Source organism: Psychroserpens sp., from assembly GCF_047633235.1.
Lineage (GTDB): Bacteria > Bacteroidota > Bacteroidia > Flavobacteriales > Flavobacteriaceae > Psychroserpens.
Map to the genome: position 1 here is coordinate 1 of NZ_JBLIET010000047.1, position 18,462 is coordinate 18,462.

15 protein-coding genes are annotated in these 18,462 nt (G+C 34.6%); 12 read left to right on the plus strand and 3 right to left on the minus strand.

Going from position 1 to position 18,462, the window contains the following annotated elements; all coding sequences use genetic code 11:
• Positions 1–1,919: GTP-binding protein (locus tag ACJAZK_RS12630; protein ID WP_415224314.1), on the minus strand; the 1,919-nt coding region annotated here is incomplete at its 3' end.
• A 779-nt stretch (positions 1,920–2,698) separates the two neighbouring features.
• Between ACJAZK_RS12630 and ACJAZK_RS12635 the strand changes: the two genes are divergently transcribed.
• The 5 genes from ACJAZK_RS12635 to ACJAZK_RS12655 all read left to right on the plus strand — a co-directional run bounded on the left by ACJAZK_RS12635 (position 2,699) and on the right by ACJAZK_RS12655 (position 9,083).
• Positions 2,699–3,559 (plus strand): EcsC family protein, encoded by an 861-nt coding sequence (locus ACJAZK_RS12635; protein ID WP_415224315.1) that lies wholly within the window; start codon positions 2,699–2,701, stop codon positions 3,557–3,559.
• Between the two features lie 240 nt (positions 3,560–3,799).
• The gene (locus ACJAZK_RS12640) at positions 3,800–4,543 is read left to right on the plus strand and encodes a hypothetical protein (RefSeq protein WP_415224316.1); all 744 of its coding nucleotides are present in this window, start codon (positions 3,800–3,802) and stop codon (positions 4,541–4,543) included.
• A gap of 346 nt (positions 4,544–4,889) precedes the next feature.
• Complete coding sequence (locus ACJAZK_RS12645; RefSeq protein WP_415224317.1) at positions 4,890–7,874, plus strand: ligand-binding sensor domain-containing protein; 2,985 nt, start codon at positions 4,890–4,892, stop codon at positions 7,872–7,874.
• A gap of 2 nt (positions 7,875–7,876) precedes the next feature.
• Positions 7,877–8,626, plus strand: coding sequence for a LytR/AlgR family response regulator transcription factor (locus tag ACJAZK_RS12650; protein WP_415224318.1), 750 nt, complete (start codon positions 7,877–7,879; stop codon positions 8,624–8,626).
• Between the two features lie 256 nt (positions 8,627–8,882).
• A complete protein-coding gene (locus tag ACJAZK_RS12655) occupies positions 8,883–9,083 on the plus strand; it encodes a hypothetical protein (protein ID WP_028873078.1) in 201 nt (66 codons plus the stop codon).
• A gap of 33 nt (positions 9,084–9,116) precedes the next feature.
• On the opposite strand, the gene ACJAZK_RS12660 is transcribed toward ACJAZK_RS12655, so the two are convergent.
• Complete coding sequence (locus tag ACJAZK_RS12660) at positions 9,117–9,707, minus strand: riboflavin synthase (protein WP_415224319.1); 591 nt, start codon at positions 9,705–9,707, stop codon at positions 9,117–9,119.
• 60 nt (positions 9,708–9,767) lie between these two features.
• Here ACJAZK_RS12660 and pdxA point away from each other — a divergent pair, with 60 nt between their 5' ends.
• The 6 genes from pdxA (at position 9,768) to accC (ending at position 14,791) form a co-directional block, all read left to right on the plus strand.
• The gene (gene pdxA, locus ACJAZK_RS12665; protein ID WP_415224320.1) at positions 9,768–10,835 is read left to right on the plus strand and encodes a 4-hydroxythreonine-4-phosphate dehydrogenase PdxA; all 1,068 of its coding nucleotides are present in this window, start codon (positions 9,768–9,770) and stop codon (positions 10,833–10,835) included.
• 79 nt (positions 10,836–10,914) lie between these two features.
• On the plus strand, positions 10,915–11,457 hold the full coding sequence (locus ACJAZK_RS12670; protein ID WP_415224327.1) for a YceD family protein: 543 nt from the start codon (positions 10,915–10,917) through the stop codon (positions 11,455–11,457).
• Between the two features lie 8 nt (positions 11,458–11,465).
• Positions 11,466–11,669, plus strand: coding sequence for a 50S ribosomal protein L32 (gene rpmF, locus ACJAZK_RS12675; protein ID WP_415224321.1), 204 nt, complete (start codon positions 11,466–11,468; stop codon positions 11,667–11,669).
• Between the two features lie 182 nt (positions 11,670–11,851).
• The gene (locus ACJAZK_RS12680; protein ID WP_415224322.1) at positions 11,852–12,847 is read left to right on the plus strand and encodes a beta-ketoacyl-ACP synthase III; all 996 of its coding nucleotides are present in this window, start codon (positions 11,852–11,854) and stop codon (positions 12,845–12,847) included.
• Positions 12,848–12,880: 33 nt separating this feature from the next.
• The gene (gene accB, locus ACJAZK_RS12685; protein WP_415224323.1) at positions 12,881–13,363 is read left to right on the plus strand and encodes an acetyl-CoA carboxylase biotin carboxyl carrier protein; all 483 of its coding nucleotides are present in this window, start codon (positions 12,881–12,883) and stop codon (positions 13,361–13,363) included.
• 75 nt (positions 13,364–13,438) lie between these two features.
• Entirely contained in the window at positions 13,439–14,791 is a 1,353-nt protein-coding gene (gene accC, locus ACJAZK_RS12690) for an acetyl-CoA carboxylase biotin carboxylase subunit (RefSeq protein ID WP_415224324.1), read from the plus strand.
• Positions 14,792–14,820: 29 nt separating this feature from the next.
• Here accC and ACJAZK_RS12695 read toward each other — a convergent pair whose 3' ends face one another.
• On the minus strand, positions 14,821–15,345 hold the full coding sequence (locus tag ACJAZK_RS12695) for a hypothetical protein (protein WP_415224325.1): 525 nt from the start codon (positions 15,343–15,345) through the stop codon (positions 14,821–14,823).
• Positions 15,346–15,436: 91 nt separating this feature from the next.
• On the opposite strand from ACJAZK_RS12695, the gene ACJAZK_RS12700 reads away from it, so the two are divergent.
• Positions 15,437–18,151 (plus strand): reprolysin-like metallopeptidase, encoded by a 2,715-nt coding sequence (locus ACJAZK_RS12700; protein WP_415224326.1) that lies wholly within the window; start codon positions 15,437–15,439, stop codon positions 18,149–18,151.
• Positions 18,152–18,462 lie beyond the last annotated feature (311 nt).

Sequence of the window (18,462 nt, forward strand, 5' to 3'; positions counted from 1 at the left end):
GAAACGCCTTTGTAGCTTCTAATTTTATCATCAGAGGTAGTGGTTTTTTTATAGCCATCCAGGGTTAGTTTTAGACGTCCTTTTCCGGAGGTTGTAACATTAAATTTTATAGCATAATCTATGGCAGCAGCTACCGAAACCCTTCCAGTTATAATGAAAAAATCAGTTTCGAACAGAGGAGCATCTATCTGAGCATTCATTTGGTTTAAATCACTAGAAATAGGCCCTAACAAATCTTGATTAGCTTTGATTTCAAAAGCATACATGGGTTCTAAAAGATCTGTTCCGGCATTTTCTAATGCTTTGAGCAGGCCCATTGGTGTAGCTAATAGAAAATCTCCAGGATTTGAATGAACGGTATGTTCTGTACCGGCTATTAGTGTAATGGATATATCTGTAACTTCATATCCAAGAATGCCCTGTTTTAGAGACCAAGGAATGGCTCGCCTGACCTCATTAAGATACTTGTTACTAATATCACTCGTTCTTACGTTTGAAGTAAATGAAACGCCACTACCCAGTGGTGCTGGTTCTATCAAGAATGTCATAATGGCCCAACATGGTTTTGGCATCCAGTAACGCACATAACCTTGAGCTGATTTAGAGGGTGTTTCTTTGTAAATCACTTTAGGTTTGTAGAATTCTGCTTCAACGGCCCATCTTTGGATTAAATTTTCTTTTAGAACCTCAGTTTGAATAGGGCCTAAAATTTTTAAATGAAACTCTTTTTCTTCCTTAAACCATTTAAAATCTAATATTGGATCTTCAATATTAAGGATTTCTAACGCCTCTCCCAGTTTTTGATAATCCTTTACATCCTTTGGGATTACTTCCACGCCAAGTACAGCCTCACTAATTTTTGAATATTGATCCTTAAGGTTCTCAGAACCTAAAACATCTCCAGGAAGTATACTATCAGAAGTTGTAATAATTCCGATTTCTCCCTTACGTAATTCAGAGCTTTGGACTAAATCTCCAAGGAGAGGTTTAAATATCTGATTAATTTTAATATCCTTATCCAGCTGTTGAGATCGAATGAAGTCTTTGCTTTTTAGCGTGCTTCCATACGATTTGATGTAGGCTAATCTTCCTTTTTTTCTATCGAATGTTACTTTAAAAACTTTTGCTGCGGTAGTTGAATAGTAGCTTGTTGGTTGGGGGATTAATGCCGTAATACTGTTTAATAATTCTTCTATGCCTAAGCCTAATTTAGCGCTACCGAAGAGCGAACCATAAAGAGCCCTCGTTTTTATATTTTGTTTTCCTTTCTCTAAAACTTGTTCTAAATTAGAGATCTCTCCTTCGAGATATTGCGAGAGAAAAGTCTCGTCACATTCTGCTAGGTTTTCCATTGACGTATCCAGGATTGTAGAGTTTGTATGATGGGCGCAATTTGTAAATGATAATAATTTTGGGTTGTCTGGATGAGACACATCGGGATAATTCAAGGCGAAAAGGCGAACCCCTAAGTCTTTTTGAAAATCTAAAAAAACGCGCTCTACATCTACGCCAGCCCTATCTATTTTATTGAAGAAAATGATGACAGGTAGTTTTCGTTCTATCAAGCTCTCCCATAGGTTAAGGGTATGGGCTTGAACGCCTTCCTTTGCAGAAACCACTAGTATTACACCATCTAATATTGAAAGAGATCGATCAACTTCAGCCGAAAAATCAATATGGCCTGGGGTGTCTACCAACTGGAATAAACGATGTTTCCAAGAGAAATTAACAGATGACGCTTTGATGGAAATTCCTCTATTTTTCTCCATAGTTAAACCATCAGTAATGGCGGAGCCTTTATCTACACTACCCAGAGATGTAGTGGTCCCTGAGTGATGCAGTAGAGACTCGGCAATTGATGTCTTCCCTGCATCTACATGGGCTAAAACCCCTATGGTTAAAATTGTTTTATCTGACATAAGTTGAACTCTGAAGACTTACGAATATCCTCCTTTTTGTTATCTGATATATCTTCTGAGGAGGTTTGTTTTTAGAGATTAGGTTGTTTTTACTACCGCTTTTAAATCACTCATTTTATTAATTGTAGATAACGTTTTATGTGCGTGGGTTTTACTAAGTAAAATTAGCATTAACAAAAAGGCACTAACCCTTGATTAAGCGCTCAATTTAGCATTATTTTTATACAACTTAAGTTTGATTTATAATAAAAGCCATAGATTTAATTATAAATTCTAAATTAGAAAGAACAAAAGAGAGAAGTAAGGTTACTATATACGGTGAAGCTTTTGACTTCGATAACATTGATACCCCTCTCTCTTTCACTACTTAAATTGCATTCAGTTCTGTAAGACTTTTGGATCTCGTTTTTAAGTTGTTTTGAGTACAGCATCCTGTTCTTTCATAAATACATATTACGAACTCTTTTTTCTTCTAGTGGGTAACAATAGTATATACAACATATCTCAATTATATGCTCAGAGATCTAGAGTTTTTTTTATCGTCTTAAAGAGCGTCACTATAATAAGGGTGTAAATCTCTTTTCTTTGGTTAGAACTGCGACCTAATAAAATTTAGATTTGCCTTTATCAAGGCAATAGAGACTTCTTTTAATTTGGAATTGAGAAGCTTGTCTTATAACATTCCTGTAACAATTTTTTATATTCAGCGACGAGTATTAGCACAACATGTAGCTTTTAAGTAGAATCATAATATTAAAATAGAACCCAGATCTAATCACTTGAAATTAATTATAAACCCCATAACACCTAAAGATTTACAGGCTCTAAAGCAGGCAAAATCCAACATGAAAAATATAAGTTGGGCAATGCGAAACATCAATAAAATTGGTGACACCTTAGAAACGGGGGTTACTTTCGTTCCAGAAAAAGTGCTGGTTAAGTTGCAAAGTATGACGCAGACTGCGTTATTAAAAGTTATTAAAGCTAATTTAATCACGATTCAAAAAAACAAAACTTTAAAAAAGCCATCTAAAATAATTTATAAAAGCATTGTTACTAGTAGTGGAGCACTTAGCGGGTTTTTTGGAGCCACTACAGGTTTTGGGACTGTAATTTTTGCGTCAGAATTAACAATCACTACCAAGTTTCTAATGCGCACTATTATGGATATTGCACGTAGTGAAGGTGAAGATATTTATACCTTAGAGGGGCAAATGTCATGTCTCGAGGTATTTGCATTGGGAGGAGAGTCCAACGATGATGACAGTCTTGAGACCAGTTACTATACGACGCGTATCGCATTAAATTCAGCGTTGAGCAATGTTTCAGCCACTGGTGTAAAACTAGGATTAGATTCTTTGGTAAAAGGCGCAAGTACTCTAGGCTCTGGCGCACTGAGCAATTTTATATCTAAAATAGCAACCAGATTAAGCCTGTTAATTAGCGAAAAATTTTTAGCACAAGCACTGCCTATAGTTGGTGCTATTGGAGGTGGGAGTTTAAATTATGTGTTTGTAGATCATTTTCAAAAAATGGCGACTGCACATTTTACCATAAGACGTCTAGAGCGTAAATATGGGGAAGTTGAGGTGAAGTTGGCATATGAAAAAGTTGAACTATCAAAAGACATTAAAAGCTAATGGTAGTAGTGCGTTGTCTTTTTTTAACTTATTACATATAAATCAGCGATAAAAATCTTATAAATAGAATCAAAATACAGTTTTATAACCTTCATCTTCGAAGGTTTTTCAATTTCTAAACCTATTTTTAACGAATTCTAAACCCTTGCCTACGAATTCTAGAAGCGTCCAAATTTTATTGAAGTCTTCATATATCTTTAAAGTATCAAACAAATAATGTAACCCATAAAACGAAATATTATGAAGACTTTAAAGAACATCCAAAACGAAAACAACACACAAACAAGAGTATCTAAACTTTTTCAAGCAGTAATGATTCTTGCAATGCTATTTATCGCTTCAGATATTTATGCTCAAAACCAAGAAGTAGAATTTGAGGTCTATACCAATTCAGCAGCAAAGGCGTCACAATACCTGTTAGGAGATGATGTTGCACTTAGAGATTGTGCTTCTGTACAGTGTGAAAAATTAACAACGATTTCAATAGGGACCCATGTGAGGTTGTTAGCAAAAAGTGAGCATTCACAAATTATTAATGGTGTAACCAGCAGATTTTATAAAATAAAAATGGGACCACAAGTAGGATGGATTTGGGGCGGACTCATTTCACAAAAAACAATGGTAAGCCAGATGAATCCAGAAATTAAATTCGTGTTCGGCGAAGCAGGAGTTGATTACAAGGGCTACAAGCGTTTTCAAATTAGAGCAGTAAAAAATGGAGAAGAAATAGACAAGATCTATGTGAAGTCAGAATTCTTAACACACGATTTGGTGAGCATTATCAATAAACAAGATAACACCTATGGTACAGATGTGATTACATTATGTAATCCAGATAGTGAAAGCTGCGACGTGACAAGCAGCAACTCTTATATTGTATTTAAAAACAATAAATTGATGCAAACAACAACCTTAGTCGCCTTAGAAAAAATAGAATTACAACAAGATAATTATGCAGTATTCTGCGAATTCGAAAACAAATAAAGAGGTAGTTAATTGATGTTTAGTGATTGTTTTGAGCGCTGTATCTCTTTAGGATTGCAGCGCTTTTTCATGTCAAACCAAATAAACTACGAAACAACCTATTAAATGGGTTTCAAATCCCTTTTTATTTCAATATAAAATAGAACCCTAACTAAGGCTATACTTATATTTTCTGTCTTATCTAAAGAAAATATAATTCAAATTTATTAACGTTAATTTTAAAATTCACCTGGAATAAACAAAAAATAGAAATACTAGAAGTATAAAAAAATGCGTTCAAAATTGTAAGTTGCATTTATAAATGAAGTCCATATTGAAACCTAAAATACTATATAAACTCTTTTTTTTGTTCTTCGGAATTTCACTTACCCTAAATTCTCAAAACAAACAACTTCAGGCTTTAACTTTGGAAGATGGTTTACCGCAATCTCAAGTGTATGCAATAGCTCAAGACGATAAAGGCTATTTGTGGTTGGGGACACAAGGCGGAGGATTAGCGCGTTTTGATGGAAAAACCTTTAAGGTTTATAATGAGACTAATGGTTTAGTGTCTAATTATATAAATGCAATCACAACTCAAAATGATACGGTATATATTGGAACAAAACACGGGCTCTCAGTTAAGCTTAAAAACAAGTTCTTAACTATTGATACTCCAGAAATTAATAAGATGTACGTTTTTGAGGATCAAATTGTAGTATTGACCATTAAAGGCATTTACGTCATTGATGAAAATTTATCACTAAAAAAAGTAAATTTGCATCGAGATATAGATACTGTTAAGGTGAATGATCTTATTTATTTTGATAATAATTATTGGTTGGCAACTCAAGATGGTCTTTGGAAATTTGATGGTCAAGTTTTAGTTCCTGACCACATAGAGAAGTTAGAAAGTGGTGATTTTAAATCTATAATTGGTTTTGAGAATAAAATTATAGCATCAACATTTAATGATGGTACCATTGTATTTGATTCTCGTGATTTTGAGGACCAGATACTCATTCGTGAGCCACTAAGAATTAATAGTACTACACTCATCAATGATCAAATTTGGATCGCGACACAGCACGATGGCGTATCTGTAATAGAGACAAAGTCTTGGTCAGAAATCTTAGTGCTTAATACAACCAACGGTGTATCTGTTCCTCATGTGAGACAAGTTTTTAAAGACAAACAGTCTAACATTTGGATCGCAACTTCTGGAGGTGGATTGTATAAATATTTTCAAAATAGTTTCAAACATTATAATACTGAAACCGGCCTCAATGGAAATCGCGTCTATGCAGTTCATCATAGCAACAAGGCGATATGGATTTCAAATTCTGAAGCTGGCTTGATGCGAATTGACAATTACGGCGTTCATGATATTGATATTCCCGAAGCGTTTTCCGAAGTGAAAATAAAAACCATTACCAGTGATGAAAACGGAAACATTTGGGCAGGATCTGATGGCAGAGGCGTCCTCTTTAAAGGGAAAACGATTAGAGACTCTATTGCAATTGATACCACAAAAAACACAATGGTTACATTTCCGAAAGCAATAGAAATCACTAAAGTTTTAAATACAGATAATGGGTTTCCGTTTGATTGGATTAGAAAAATACAGGTAACAAGTGATGCTATTTATGCAGCGACTTACTCTAGTGGAGTTGTAGAGTTTAATTACAATCCCAAAACAGATAGCCTACAGGTTTTTAAAACTTTTTCCACAGCAGAGGGTATTGCAGATCTTTATATTAAAGTCATGGTCAAAGATGAAGATAATCGTTTGTGGTATGGGACCAAAAACGGACATTTAGGCTTTATTTTTAATAATAAAGTTTCACATTTGGGTGCGGTTTTAAAGCAAAACACAGCAATTAACGCAATAGTTTTTAAAGAGGAAACACTGTATTTAGGTACAGCAGGAAAAGGTATTTGGTGGTCTAATGACGAAGATTTCAGTTCATTTAAAAAATTAGAAGGTGCAAAAAAAAGCACTTCAGAAAATATATATCAACTTATTTTTGATGACCAAGATTATCTTTGGGTTGGAACAGAACGAGGCGTTGATAAATTAGAACTAGATAAAGATAATAGTATAAAAGATGCTTTTTTCTTTGGAAGAAATGACGGGTTTTTGGGTGTTGAAACCTGTCTCAATGCAGTAGATAAAGATGAAAATGGTCATTTGTGGTTTGGTGCGCTTTATGGGTTAACAGAATACCAACCAACAGAAATCGCTCGCGACACCGAAAAACCTAAGCTATTTCTAGAAGACGTTCAAGTAGAGTTTGAGAGTGTAGCTGCGATTACAGCTACAGAGGCTAATTCTAATACCGTTTTAAAACTGAATCCAGACCAAAGACAAATGAGTTTTTCGTTTAAAACGGTGGATTTAGATCACCCAAATGGTGTTGAATACCGTTATAAATTAAATGATAATGAGTGGAGCCCTTGGTCTAAAAATAATGCACAGGATTTACTAGAGCTTAATTTTGGAGATCATAATTTCTTTGTTCAGTCTAGAAACCATAGGTGGAAAGAGAGTGAGATATTAAAGTTTCCGTTTTTTGTTGAACGTCCCTTATATAAAAAACTATGGTTTCAGGGCCTACTAATTGGAGCTGTAATGTTAGTACTCGTTTTTTTCGTCCACCAATATATAAAACGTTTAAAACGAAAAAACTCTGAAGATAAAAAGAGATTAGAACTTGAGAATCATTTACTAACCTTAGAGCAAAAGGCACTGCGTTTACAAATGAATCCACATTTTATTTTTAATGTGCTCAATGGGATAAAAGCAATGGCACCAACAAAGCTTGACAAAATGAATGAAACGGTTAATAGTTTTGCAACATTACTGCGAGAAACATTAATAAATTCAAGAAAAGAAATGATTTCTCTAGATCAAGAAATTAAAACCATACGCCATTATATAGAAGTAGAACGCTTGATGGCAGAAAAACCGTTTGAGTATCGTATTGATTTGAAAACAGATTTAAATGCTGAAGAAATCCTAATACCACCAATGCTCATACAGCCATTTGTTGAAAACGCGATAAGACACGGCATTTTAAATGGACCAAGACCGGGAGAGCTAAAAGTAGAATTCACAAATAACGACAAGTTTTTAAAAGTTACAATTATAGATAACGGTATTGGTATCTTTAGCTCGCAGCAGCAAAAACAAAAAACAGATCATCAATCCATGGCATTAATGGTAACCAAAGAGCGATTAGAATCCATTTCTGGGAAAAATGCTTTAGAGATGTCTGAAATAAAACTTAAGGATGGACGTATTGGAGGAACGTCTATTGTGTTTAAAATTCCATTAGAAACAGATTATTAATTATGTTGACAGCAATCATAGTAGAAGACATGATGGATGCAATGCAGCTTTTAAAAAGTGATATTGAAACCCATCATCCAGATATAAATATTATACATACAGCACAAAGCGTTGTAGAGGCGGCTAAAGTGCTTGGGAAGGATCAGCCAGATATATTGTTTCTAGATATTATGTTGGGAGATGGCACTGGGTTTGACGTGTTGGAGATTTTTCCGGAGTTAAAATCAAAAATTATTTTTGTAACAGCGAGTGATGAGTTCGCTATTAAAGCATTCAAGTTTGCAGCTATAGATTATGTTTTGAAGCCGTATGCTCACACAGAGTTATCAGATGCCATAGAACGCGCAAAGCTGCAGATACAACCTAATAAGGAGCGTTTAACCATTTTAAAAGACACCTTAACGGCGCCAGAGAAAAAGCCAGATAAAATTTCGTTACACACCCTCGATAAAATTATCATTGTCAACTTAGAGGATATTGTTCGTTGTGAATCAGATAGTAATAACACGATGTTTCATCTAAAAGAAGGGCGTAAAATATTTGTGACTAAGACCTTAAAATATTTTGCAGATTTGCTAAAACCTATTGGGTTTTTGAGAATTCATCAAAGTCATTTAGTTAATCTACAATATATAAGCGCTTTTATAAAAACAGATGGTGGGTATTTAATGCTTAAAAACGGAGAGAATGTTCCAGTATCAGTAAGAAAGAAAGCTGAGGTTATTGAAATATTAGATCAAATGCACCGTTAAGCCAATTTTGTAAGTGATGAAACTTTTTGTTTGATAATGAGTTACTTACAGAAAGTAACCATAATTAAGGTCGCCTAGGGTATTTAGAAAATCATTGAGGCCTTTGATTAAATTATGAAATGTTATTTTTTTTTATTAGCATAACTTTAACTTTTTTATTAAAAATGTGCATTTCATCGAATATTTATGCTCTTTAAGGATAATGTGTTGTAATTAAGTTTTGTGAAGACCTTTTTTTTTATACATTTACGCTCTAATGAAAATACAAAATAAGAAAATTTTAGCCTCAATCTTATTTGTTTTAATAAGTTTTGTATGCGCAGCCCAGGGTGGAAATCCGCCTCCGCCAATGCCACCACCACCTCCAGGTCTCCCTATTGATGGGTTTACAACCTTGGCTCTAGTTGTAGGTGCTTTCTTCGGAATAAAAAAAACAATTCAGAATTCTAAAGACTAATAGTTACGTATTTACACTGCATTACAGGTGTAACTATAGTCTAGCTTCGTAGAGCTTTTGTATATATTTACCTAAAACATCAAATTCTAAATTTATTTTAGAACCTTTTTTTAAGTGCTTAAAATTGGTGTGTTCATAGGTATAAGGGATTATAGCGACACTAAAATTATTTTTTTTAGAATTCACTACAGTTAAACTCACACCATTCACAGTTGCTGAGCCCTTTTCAATAGTAACATTACCTAACGAGGCATCATAGCTAAAGCTATATAGCCAACTCCCATCTTCTTCTTTAACGCTCTCACAGGTTCCAACTTGGTCCACATGCCCTTGCACGATATGTCCATCTAAGCGGTCACCAAGTTTCATAGCGCGCTCTAGGTTTATAATATCTCCTTGCTGTAAATCACCAATATTAGTTTTATCAATAGTTTCTTTGATAGCTGTAACTGTATAGTTGTCACCAGAAATAGCGACAACGGTTAAGCAAATACCATTATGAGCAACGCTTTGGTCGATTTTTAATTCGTTAGTAAGAGTACTTTTAACAGTTAAATTTAGATTGCCTTGTTTTTTATCAAGCTTTGTAACAATCCCTAAATCTTCAATAATACCTGTAAACATAGTGTCGAATAATTGGTTAAATTTGCAATTACAAAATTACAAACATTAGAAAACATCTTAATGGAAAAAGACAAAAAAATAAAATTAGGAATTTCAATAGGAGATCTTAACGGGATTGGATCCGAAATAATACTTAAAACTTTTGAAGACAGTCGAATGTTAGAGTTTTGTACACCAATAATTTTTGGTTCAGTAAAAACGATGTCTTTTTTTAAAAAACACTTTGAGAGCAGCATCAATTTTCATGGTATAAATCATACAGATGAAATTGTTGATGGCAAAGTTAATATTGTCAATGTTTGGAAAGAGAATGTAAATATCAATTTTGGTGAAGAAGATTTGAAGATTGGAGAATATTCAATTAAATCATTAGAAGCAGCAACGAACGCTCTAAAGGATAACGCTATTGATGTTCTAGTTACGGCCCCAATTCACAAGCATAATGTTCAGTCAGACAGTTTTAAATTTCCAGGTCATACTAATTATCTAGCCGAAAAATTAGGAGGGAAAACGTTGATGTTCATGATCACAGATACTTTAAAAGTCGGTCTACTTACAGACCATGTGCCTGTTAAAGAGGTATCTAGTCAAATTACTGCAGAACTTATAAATGAAAAAATAAATATTGTTTATAAATCTTTAGTTGAAGATTTCGGAATTAGAAAACCTAAAATTGCAGTTTTAGGTATTAACCCACATGCAGGAGATAATGGTGTCATTGGTGAAGAAGATGATAAGATATTAAGACCAACTTTGGAAGCTATAAAAGATAAAATGGTATATGGACCTTATTCTGCTGATAGCTTTTTTGGTTCTGGTAACTATAAAAACTTTGATGCCATCATAGCATCATATCACGATCAAGGCCTAATACCTTTCAAAACCATTGCCTTTGGTCATGGCGTAAATTACACTGCTGGCTTAAGTAAAATAAGAACATCACCAGATCATGGTACTGCATTTGAAATTGCTGGAAAAGGTGAAGCAGATAATGGCTCATTTAAAGAGGCTGTTTTTAAGGCTATTGAAATTTTTAACAGTAGACAAGAACATGATGAATATTCTAAAAACCCTTTAAAAAAGGCACCTAAACGCTTAGAAAAACAAACACGCCCAAGAGACAAATAGGTTATCAACATTTTTTGTTTATAACCATAGTTTAATTAATTAAAATTTATATATTTGCAGGCTCAAAATAAATGCGATGATAAAGGCTTTGAAGGAATTTACGATACCGTTTATTGGTCTTAAAGCAGAAAAGCATTATTTTGATTATCAGATTGATAAAAAGTTCTTTGAGTATTTTGAGTATGACGATTTCAATGATGTCAATATAAAAGCAGAGTTAGTTTTTGAAAAAAAGTCAACTTTTTTAGAGTTGTATTTTGAAATTGTAGGTGGTGTCAATGTAAACTGTGACATCACTAATGAACCTTATGACCAAATGGTAGAAGGTGAATTTAAATTAGTAGTGAACTTTGGAGATGTTTACAACGACGAATTTGAGGATATATTAATCATTCCTCATGGAGAATATGAGCTTAATGTTGCACAATATATATATGAGTTAATCATATTATCAATGCCAGCAAAGAGAGTTCATCCAGGAGTCGAGGATGGAACCTTAAATTCAGACATACTTAAAAGATTAGAAGAGTTAAGTCCTAAAAGTTTAGGCGAAAAAGAAGAAACATCAGAGGAAATTGATCCTCGTTGGAATACATTAAAAAAACTATTAACGGATAAATAACATATAAAATGGCACATCCAAAGAGAAAAATATCGAGAACAAGAAGAGATAAAAGAAGAACACATTACAAAGCTTCTGTACCTACTATATCTACTTGTCCTACTACAGGAGAAGCACATCTTTACCACAGAGCGCATTGGCATGAAGGCAAACTGTATTATAGAGGTCAAGTATTAATTGATAACTCTGAAAAAGAGGAAAATTTAGCATAAGTATTATGCATGCATATAATAAAACGCTCATCACTGGGCGTTTTTTTTATGTTTAATTTCTCAAAGTCTTAAAAACGACTTAATTTGCATCATAATCGTTTATATTTTAGCAATTTCATTAAAAACATATCTTTTTTTTTTGGATTTTTTATCTATTTAAGACTGTTTTTTAAAAACCTAGTATGAGTAAAATCACAGCTGCAATTACAGGAGTAGGAGCTTACGTACCTGAGTACCGATTGACCAACCAAATCTTGGAAACATTGGTCGATACAAATGACGAATGGATTACTGCGCGAACAGGTATCAAAGAACGAAGAATTCTTAAAGAAGAAGGTAAAGGGACATCTTTTTTAGCAATTGAAGCTGCTAAAGACCTTATTAATAAGAAGGGGATCGACCCTAAAGAGATTGAGCTGGTAATCGTTGCAACGGCATCACCAGATATGAAAGCGGCTTCAACTGCAGCTTATACAGCAACAGAGATAGGAGCAACAGATGCATTTTCCTTTGATTTGGAAGCTGCATGTTCTAGTTTTTTGTTTGGAATGTCTGTAGCGTCAAGTTACATCGAATCAGGAAAATACAAGAAAATATTACTTATAGGAGCCGATAAAAATTCTTCGTTTATCAATTATAAGGACAGAGCGACGTGTATTATTTTTGGAGATGGTGCAGGGGCAGTTTTGTTTGAACCAAATACCGAAGGGTTGGGTGTTCAAGATGAACTATTAAGAAGTGATGGTAACGGACGAGAATTTCTTCAGGCAACTTATGGAGGATCGTCATATCCAATTACAGCAGATACATTCAACGAAAGCAAACATTATCTATTTCAAGAAGGAAAAACTGTATTTAAGAATGCGGTTTCTAATATGGCAGATGTCACTGAGCGTATCATGAAGCGAAATAACATAACCAACGATGATATTGCATGGCTAGCAGCACATCAAGCTAATAAGAGAATTATAGAAGCAACAGCAAAAAGAGTATCTTTAGATTTAGCAAAGGTGATGATGAATATCCATAAATATGGAAACACAACATCAGCGACCTTACCCTTACTTTTAAACGATTACGAATCACAACTTAAAAAAAATGATAAAGTAATTTTCGCTGCTTTTGGGGGTGGATTTACTTGGGGCTCTATTTATTTAAAATGGGCATACAATTCATAACCAACTTTTAACTAACTAATAAGACTATTAATTATGGATATTAAAGAAATTCAGAACTTAATCAAATTTGTCGCTAAATCAGGTGCAAGTGAGGTTAAATTAGAAATGGATGATATAAAAATCACCATTAGAACAGGTGGAGATGACCGGGGAGAATCGACGACTTACCTGCAACAAATACCAGTTAATCAAGCAGTCGCTCAAGGTATGCCTTCTGCTCCAGTTCAATCTGCTACGCCAGTTGTAGAGGCGCCAGCTGTTTCAGAAGACTCAAAATATATAACTATAAAATCACCAATTATTGGAACATTTTATCGTAAACCGTCACCTGACAAACCGATGTTTGTCGAAATAGGAACATCTATAGGTGAAGGAGATGTACTTTGTGTTATTGAAGCAATGAAATTATTCAATGAAATAGAATCTGAAGTATCAGGGAAAATCGTTAAGATTTTAGTAGATGATTCATCTCCAGTAGAATTTGATCAACCATTATTTTTAGTTGATCCATCATAACCAAATTTAAGATTCCAAAATACAGTTCCTTAAAACACGGAATTTGGAATTTGAAATTTTAAATACAAAACAGTTATGTTTAAAAAAATATTAATAGCCAATAGAGGGGAAATTGCACTACGTGTTATTAGAACCTGTAAAGAAATGGGTATCAAAACTGTAGCGGTATATTCTACAGCAGATGCAGAGAGCTTACATGTTAAGTTTGCAGATGAAGCAGTTTGTATTGGTCCTCCAGCAAGTAGCGAATCGTACCTTAAAATATCAAATATTATCGCAGCAGCAGAAATCACAAATGCTGATGCTATTCATCCTGGATACGGATTTTTATCAGAAAACGCTAAATTTTCTAAAATCTGTGAAGAGCATGATATCAAATTTATTGGTGCATCGCCAGAAATGATTGATAGAATGGGAGACAAGGCTAATGCTAAAGCGACAATGCTTGAAGCTGGTGTCCCTTGTGTACCAGGAAGCGAAGGCATTATCGAAGATTTTGAAGATTGCAAAAAAGTAGCTTTAGAAACTGGTTATCCAGTGATGCTTAAAGCATCTGCAGGTGGCGGTGGAAAAGGTATGCGTGCAGTTTGGAAACCAGAAGATCTTGAAAACGCTTGGGAATCTGCAAGAGCAGAATCTAAAGCAGCCTTTGGAAATGATGATATGTACATGGAGAAACTCATCGAAGAGCCAAGACATATCGAAATTCAAATTGTTGGAGACTCAACGGGTAAGGCATGTCATTTATCAGAGAGAGATTGTTCTATACAAAGGCGTCACCAAAAATTAACAGAAGAAGTACCGTCTCCGTTTATGACGACTGCTTTGCGTAAAAAAATGGGTGAAGCAGCAGTTAAAGCTGCCGAATATATTAAATATGAAGGTGCAGGAACAGTAGAGTTTTTGGTAGATAAACACCGTAATTTCTTCTTCATGGAAATGAATACTCGTATCCAAGTAGAGCATCCAATTACAGAGCAAGTTATTGATTTTGATTTGATTCGTGAGCAAATATTGGTAGCTGCAGGTGTTCCAATTTCAGGAAAAAACTATTTACCACAACTACATTCTATTGAGTGTCGTATTAATGCAGAGGATCCTTTTAACGACTTTAGGCCTTCACCAGGACGCATTACAACATTACACGCACCGGGAGGCCATGGTGTGAGATTAGATACTCATGTTTATGCAGGTTACTCTATTCCGCCAAACTACGATTCAATGATTGCTAAGTTAATTACAACTGCGCAAACTCGAGAGGAAGCGATTAATAAAATGAAACGAGCTTTAGATGAATTCGTTATTGAAGGTATAAAAACAACAATTCCATTTCACAGACAGTTGATGGATCATCCAGATTATTTATCAGGTAATTATACCACTAAATTTATGGAGGATTTCAAAATTCAACCTATTGAAGAAGAGTAAAATAAAAAGCGACTAAATTTAGTCGCTTTTTATTTTAGTATAAATGCCTCATTAATTGATTTTATAATCTGCGGAACTTCAGTAATAGTGAAATCGAATATAAGTTGATAGGAATCGTCTTCAAGCTTCATAAGATTTAACGATCCAACCTTTATTGGAAAAGTTCCTGTTTGACCTTTACAATAGCATATTCTTGAGAACCCAGCTTTAACGGCTCCAATTGCTTTGTCTTGTAATTTTATGGAGGATGTTTTATTTTCTATTTCTATATAAATAATTTCAGAATAATTGCCATCCTTAACATTTGGCATAGTCGTTCTATCATACGTGAATTTCAGAACAGTTTTGTCTCCACTAACTAATTCAGAATACCCATTACCAAATTCATCCGTTTTTAAACCGAATTTTTTGTTCTCTAACACTTCAAATTTACAGATCCCGTCATCGGGACACAAAGAAACTACGTCGCTTGGAACAGAGTCTTTAGAGATATTCTTATTAGCATTACATGCTAATAAGAGACTCATCATTATACATAATACTAAAGCTTTCATCTTTTAAAGATAAACTATTTTAGCTTTCAATGTTTTGTAGGCCAAAAATCTAGGTGTACATTTATGAACTGATTAACTAGAAATAAACAACATGAAACAAAATTACATTAAAGCTACTTTAGTTTTTATGGCAGTAGTAATCTGCTCAGTATCGGGTTTTGCACAGCAGGGCAAACCTTTCTGGACTAAAATAACAAAAGACCAAGCCTCAAAAGGCCAACTCGCTATTAGAAAAGTAGAACCAGCAAAAGCTGACTTTTATCAATTAGACATTGAAGGTCTAAGACAATCATTACAATCGGCTCCAAATAGAAAAATATTTTTTGAACAATCTCAGGTAGTTGTGCAATTTCCAAATGCAAATGGAAACTTAGAGTCTTACAGGATTAAAGAAGCGTCAATTATGGAAGAGGCTTTACAACTACAATTTCCAAATATGCGCAGTTATGTTGGACAAAGCATAGAAAACCCAATAAATGTGATTCGATTTAGTATTACTCCAAACGGAATTAATACAATGACCTTTACTGAACAAGGAACTCATTTTGTGGATCCATATACTGAAAATGGTAGTTATTATATGTCATATTCTAAATCTAATTTATCTAACAATTCAGACGAATGGGTGTGCGACTATATTGATGAAGTAGACGATAATGTAAATCGTGAAATAGGTCCAAGTTCAAACAGAAATGCTAATGATGGAATAATGCGTGAGTTTAGACTAGCACTTGCCTGTACTGTAGAATACTCTACTTTTCATGGAGGCACACTATCTGGCGTGATGGCAGCAATGGTAAATACTATGACTAGAGTTAATGGAGTTTACGAAAGAGAACTATCTGTCACGATGTTGATGGTTGATAATACCAGTATCATTTTTTTAGGGCCAGATGTTAATAGCGACCCGTATACTAATGACGATGGATTTGCAATGTTGAATGAAAACCAAACAACCGTTAATGCAAATATAGGCTCACCAAATTATGATATTGGTCATGTCTTTAGTACTGGAGGTGGTGGTGTAGCGGCCTTGAATTCTCCATGTACGAGCTCAAAGGCTCGTGGTGTAACTGGGTTGCCCAACCCTATTGGAGATGCTTTCGATGTGGATTATGTTTGCCATGAAATGGGACATCAATATGGTGGTCCGCATACCTTTAATGGTAATGCACCAGGTACAAGTTGTTTGACGCAAAGAACAGCTTCTAATGCTTATGAGCCAGGAAGCGGCTCTACTATTATGGCTTATGCAGGGATTTGTGCCCCTCAGAATGTCCAAAATAGTAGTGATGATTATTTTCACCAAAAAAGTTTAGATGAGATTTTTGATAATATTACAAATGGTAACAGTCAATGTGCTAACCTTTTAGCTATACCTAACATGGCACCAACCTCAAATGCTGGAGGTGACTTTATAATCCCAAGCTCAACACCTTATAAGCTTACAGGGTCAGCAACAGATGATGATGGGCTCGAAAGCTTGACGTATACATGGGAGCAATATGATTTGGGACCTACAGGTGCTCCAACAGAAACTACGGTTCTAGGTCCAATTGTAAGATCTTTTAAAGGGACTAATAACCCAACAAGGTATATCCCTCAATTGTCAGACTTAGTTAATTCTGGTGGTTCTACAGCTTGGGAAAAATTAGCTTCGGTTAATAGAGATTTAAATTTCAGATTGACCGTAAGAGATAACGATGCAGATGGAGGTCAGACTGCGGTTAGTGCTATGTTGGCAACGGTGAACGCATCAGCAGGACCATTTATCGTAACATCACAAAATTCATCTGGTACCTCATGGAGTTCTGGCGAGACGAAAACAATTACCTGGGATGTCGCAGGAACGACAGCTAATAGTGTTAATACAGCTAATGTAAATATTTTATTGTCAATAGATGGAGGTCTTACCTATGAAACAACTTTAGCAGCAAATGTAGCAAACGACGGAAGTCAAGATATTACAGTGCCATCTGGTCTGTCCTCGGGATTTTGTAGAGTTATGGTAGAGGCTGTTGGAAATATTTTCTTTAATATTAATACCACTGATTTTTCTTTAAATGCAACCGTTACAACTGTGTGTAATACGTATACAACCGGAGCAATATCAACGAACATTCCAGATGGAGGTGGAGCTAATGTTCAGGGGACACCAGTTTTTATTCCTGTAACCGTGACCGAAACTACAGCAATTACAGACATTAGAGTGTCCGCAGATGTTACACATTCTTATATAGGAGATTTAATTATGCAACTGCAAGCACCTAATGGTGGTGGTTTTGCCAATATCTGGGCAAGATCTTGTAATACAGCTCAATTTCAAGATATAGATATTACCTTTAAAGATGGAGAGCCAGCCATTTTGTGTGCATCTCCAACAACGGGAACGTATGCTCCTGCAAGTTCTATGGGAGGTTTTACAGGTAATAACCCATCAGGCACATGGAATTTAGTATTCGTAGATTTTTACAATGGAGATACTGGAGTTGTGAATGAGTGGTCTTTAGAATTATGTACAACTTCGGTGACTTTAGGCGTCGATGAGTTAAATTTAGAAAACACATTATCAGTGTATCCAAACCCAAACAACGGAGAATTTAATATTAAGTTCAACGCAAGTTCAAATAATGTCGATGTACACGTGTTTGATATTAGAGGCCGATCAGTTTTTGATACCACGTATAACAATAGTTCTGGAGAATTTAATGAGACAATTAACTTAGCAACCGTTAATGCTGGAATGTATTTACTTAATATAAACGATGGTGGAAATACAATAACTAAAAAGATTATTGTAGAATAACTATTTAGTCAATACTATAATCAACTTCGAAAGCAATTTCGGAGTTTTTTTATTTAGGAAATTGAGAGTTAGTTTATATAGTATTTTACCGTTTCCCTTTTTTGCAGAGTGCTTCAAAGCGTCAGGCTATCTGCTAAATATTTTTTGAAAAAACAAAAAAGGATATCGCTTCTATCCTTAACATAAGAGGCCACCAAAAGGTAGTTTTAAATTTTAAGACCAAGCAAACCAAAATTCACTATTTTTACTCAACAACTCAACAACTCAACAACTCAACAACTCAACAACTCAACAACTCAACAACTCAACAA

What these genes read in the sequence shown, in the direction of transcription:
- ACJAZK_RS12640 (WP_415224316.1), top strand. Translation starts at nt 3,800, where the DNA reads ATGAAGACTTTAAAGAACATCCAAAACGAAAACAACACACAAACAAGA.
- ACJAZK_RS12650 (WP_415224318.1), top strand. Translation starts at nt 7,877, where the DNA reads ATGTTGACAGCAATCATAGTAGAAGACATGATGGATGCAATGCAGCTT.
- ACJAZK_RS12655 (WP_028873078.1), top strand. Translation starts at nt 8,883, where the DNA reads ATGAAAATACAAAATAAGAAAATTTTAGCCTCAATCTTATTTGTTTTA.
- ACJAZK_RS12660 (WP_415224319.1), bottom strand. Translation starts at nt 9,707, where the DNA reads ATGTTTACAGGTATTATTGAAGATTTAGGGATTGTTACAAAGCTTGAT.
- pdxA (WP_415224320.1), top strand. Translation starts at nt 9,768, where the DNA reads ATGGAAAAAGACAAAAAAATAAAATTAGGAATTTCAATAGGAGATCTT.
- rpmF (WP_415224321.1), top strand. Translation starts at nt 11,466, where the DNA reads ATGGCACATCCAAAGAGAAAAATATCGAGAACAAGAAGAGATAAAAGA.
- ACJAZK_RS12680 (WP_415224322.1), top strand. Translation starts at nt 11,852, where the DNA reads ATGAGTAAAATCACAGCTGCAATTACAGGAGTAGGAGCTTACGTACCT.
- accB (WP_415224323.1), top strand. Translation starts at nt 12,881, where the DNA reads ATGGATATTAAAGAAATTCAGAACTTAATCAAATTTGTCGCTAAATCA.
- accC (WP_415224324.1), top strand. Translation starts at nt 13,439, where the DNA reads ATGTTTAAAAAAATATTAATAGCCAATAGAGGGGAAATTGCACTACGT.
- ACJAZK_RS12695 (WP_415224325.1), bottom strand. Translation starts at nt 15,345, where the DNA reads ATGAAAGCTTTAGTATTATGTATAATGATGAGTCTCTTATTAGCATGT.
- ACJAZK_RS12700 (WP_415224326.1), top strand. Translation starts at nt 15,437, where the DNA reads ATGAAACAAAATTACATTAAAGCTACTTTAGTTTTTATGGCAGTAGTA.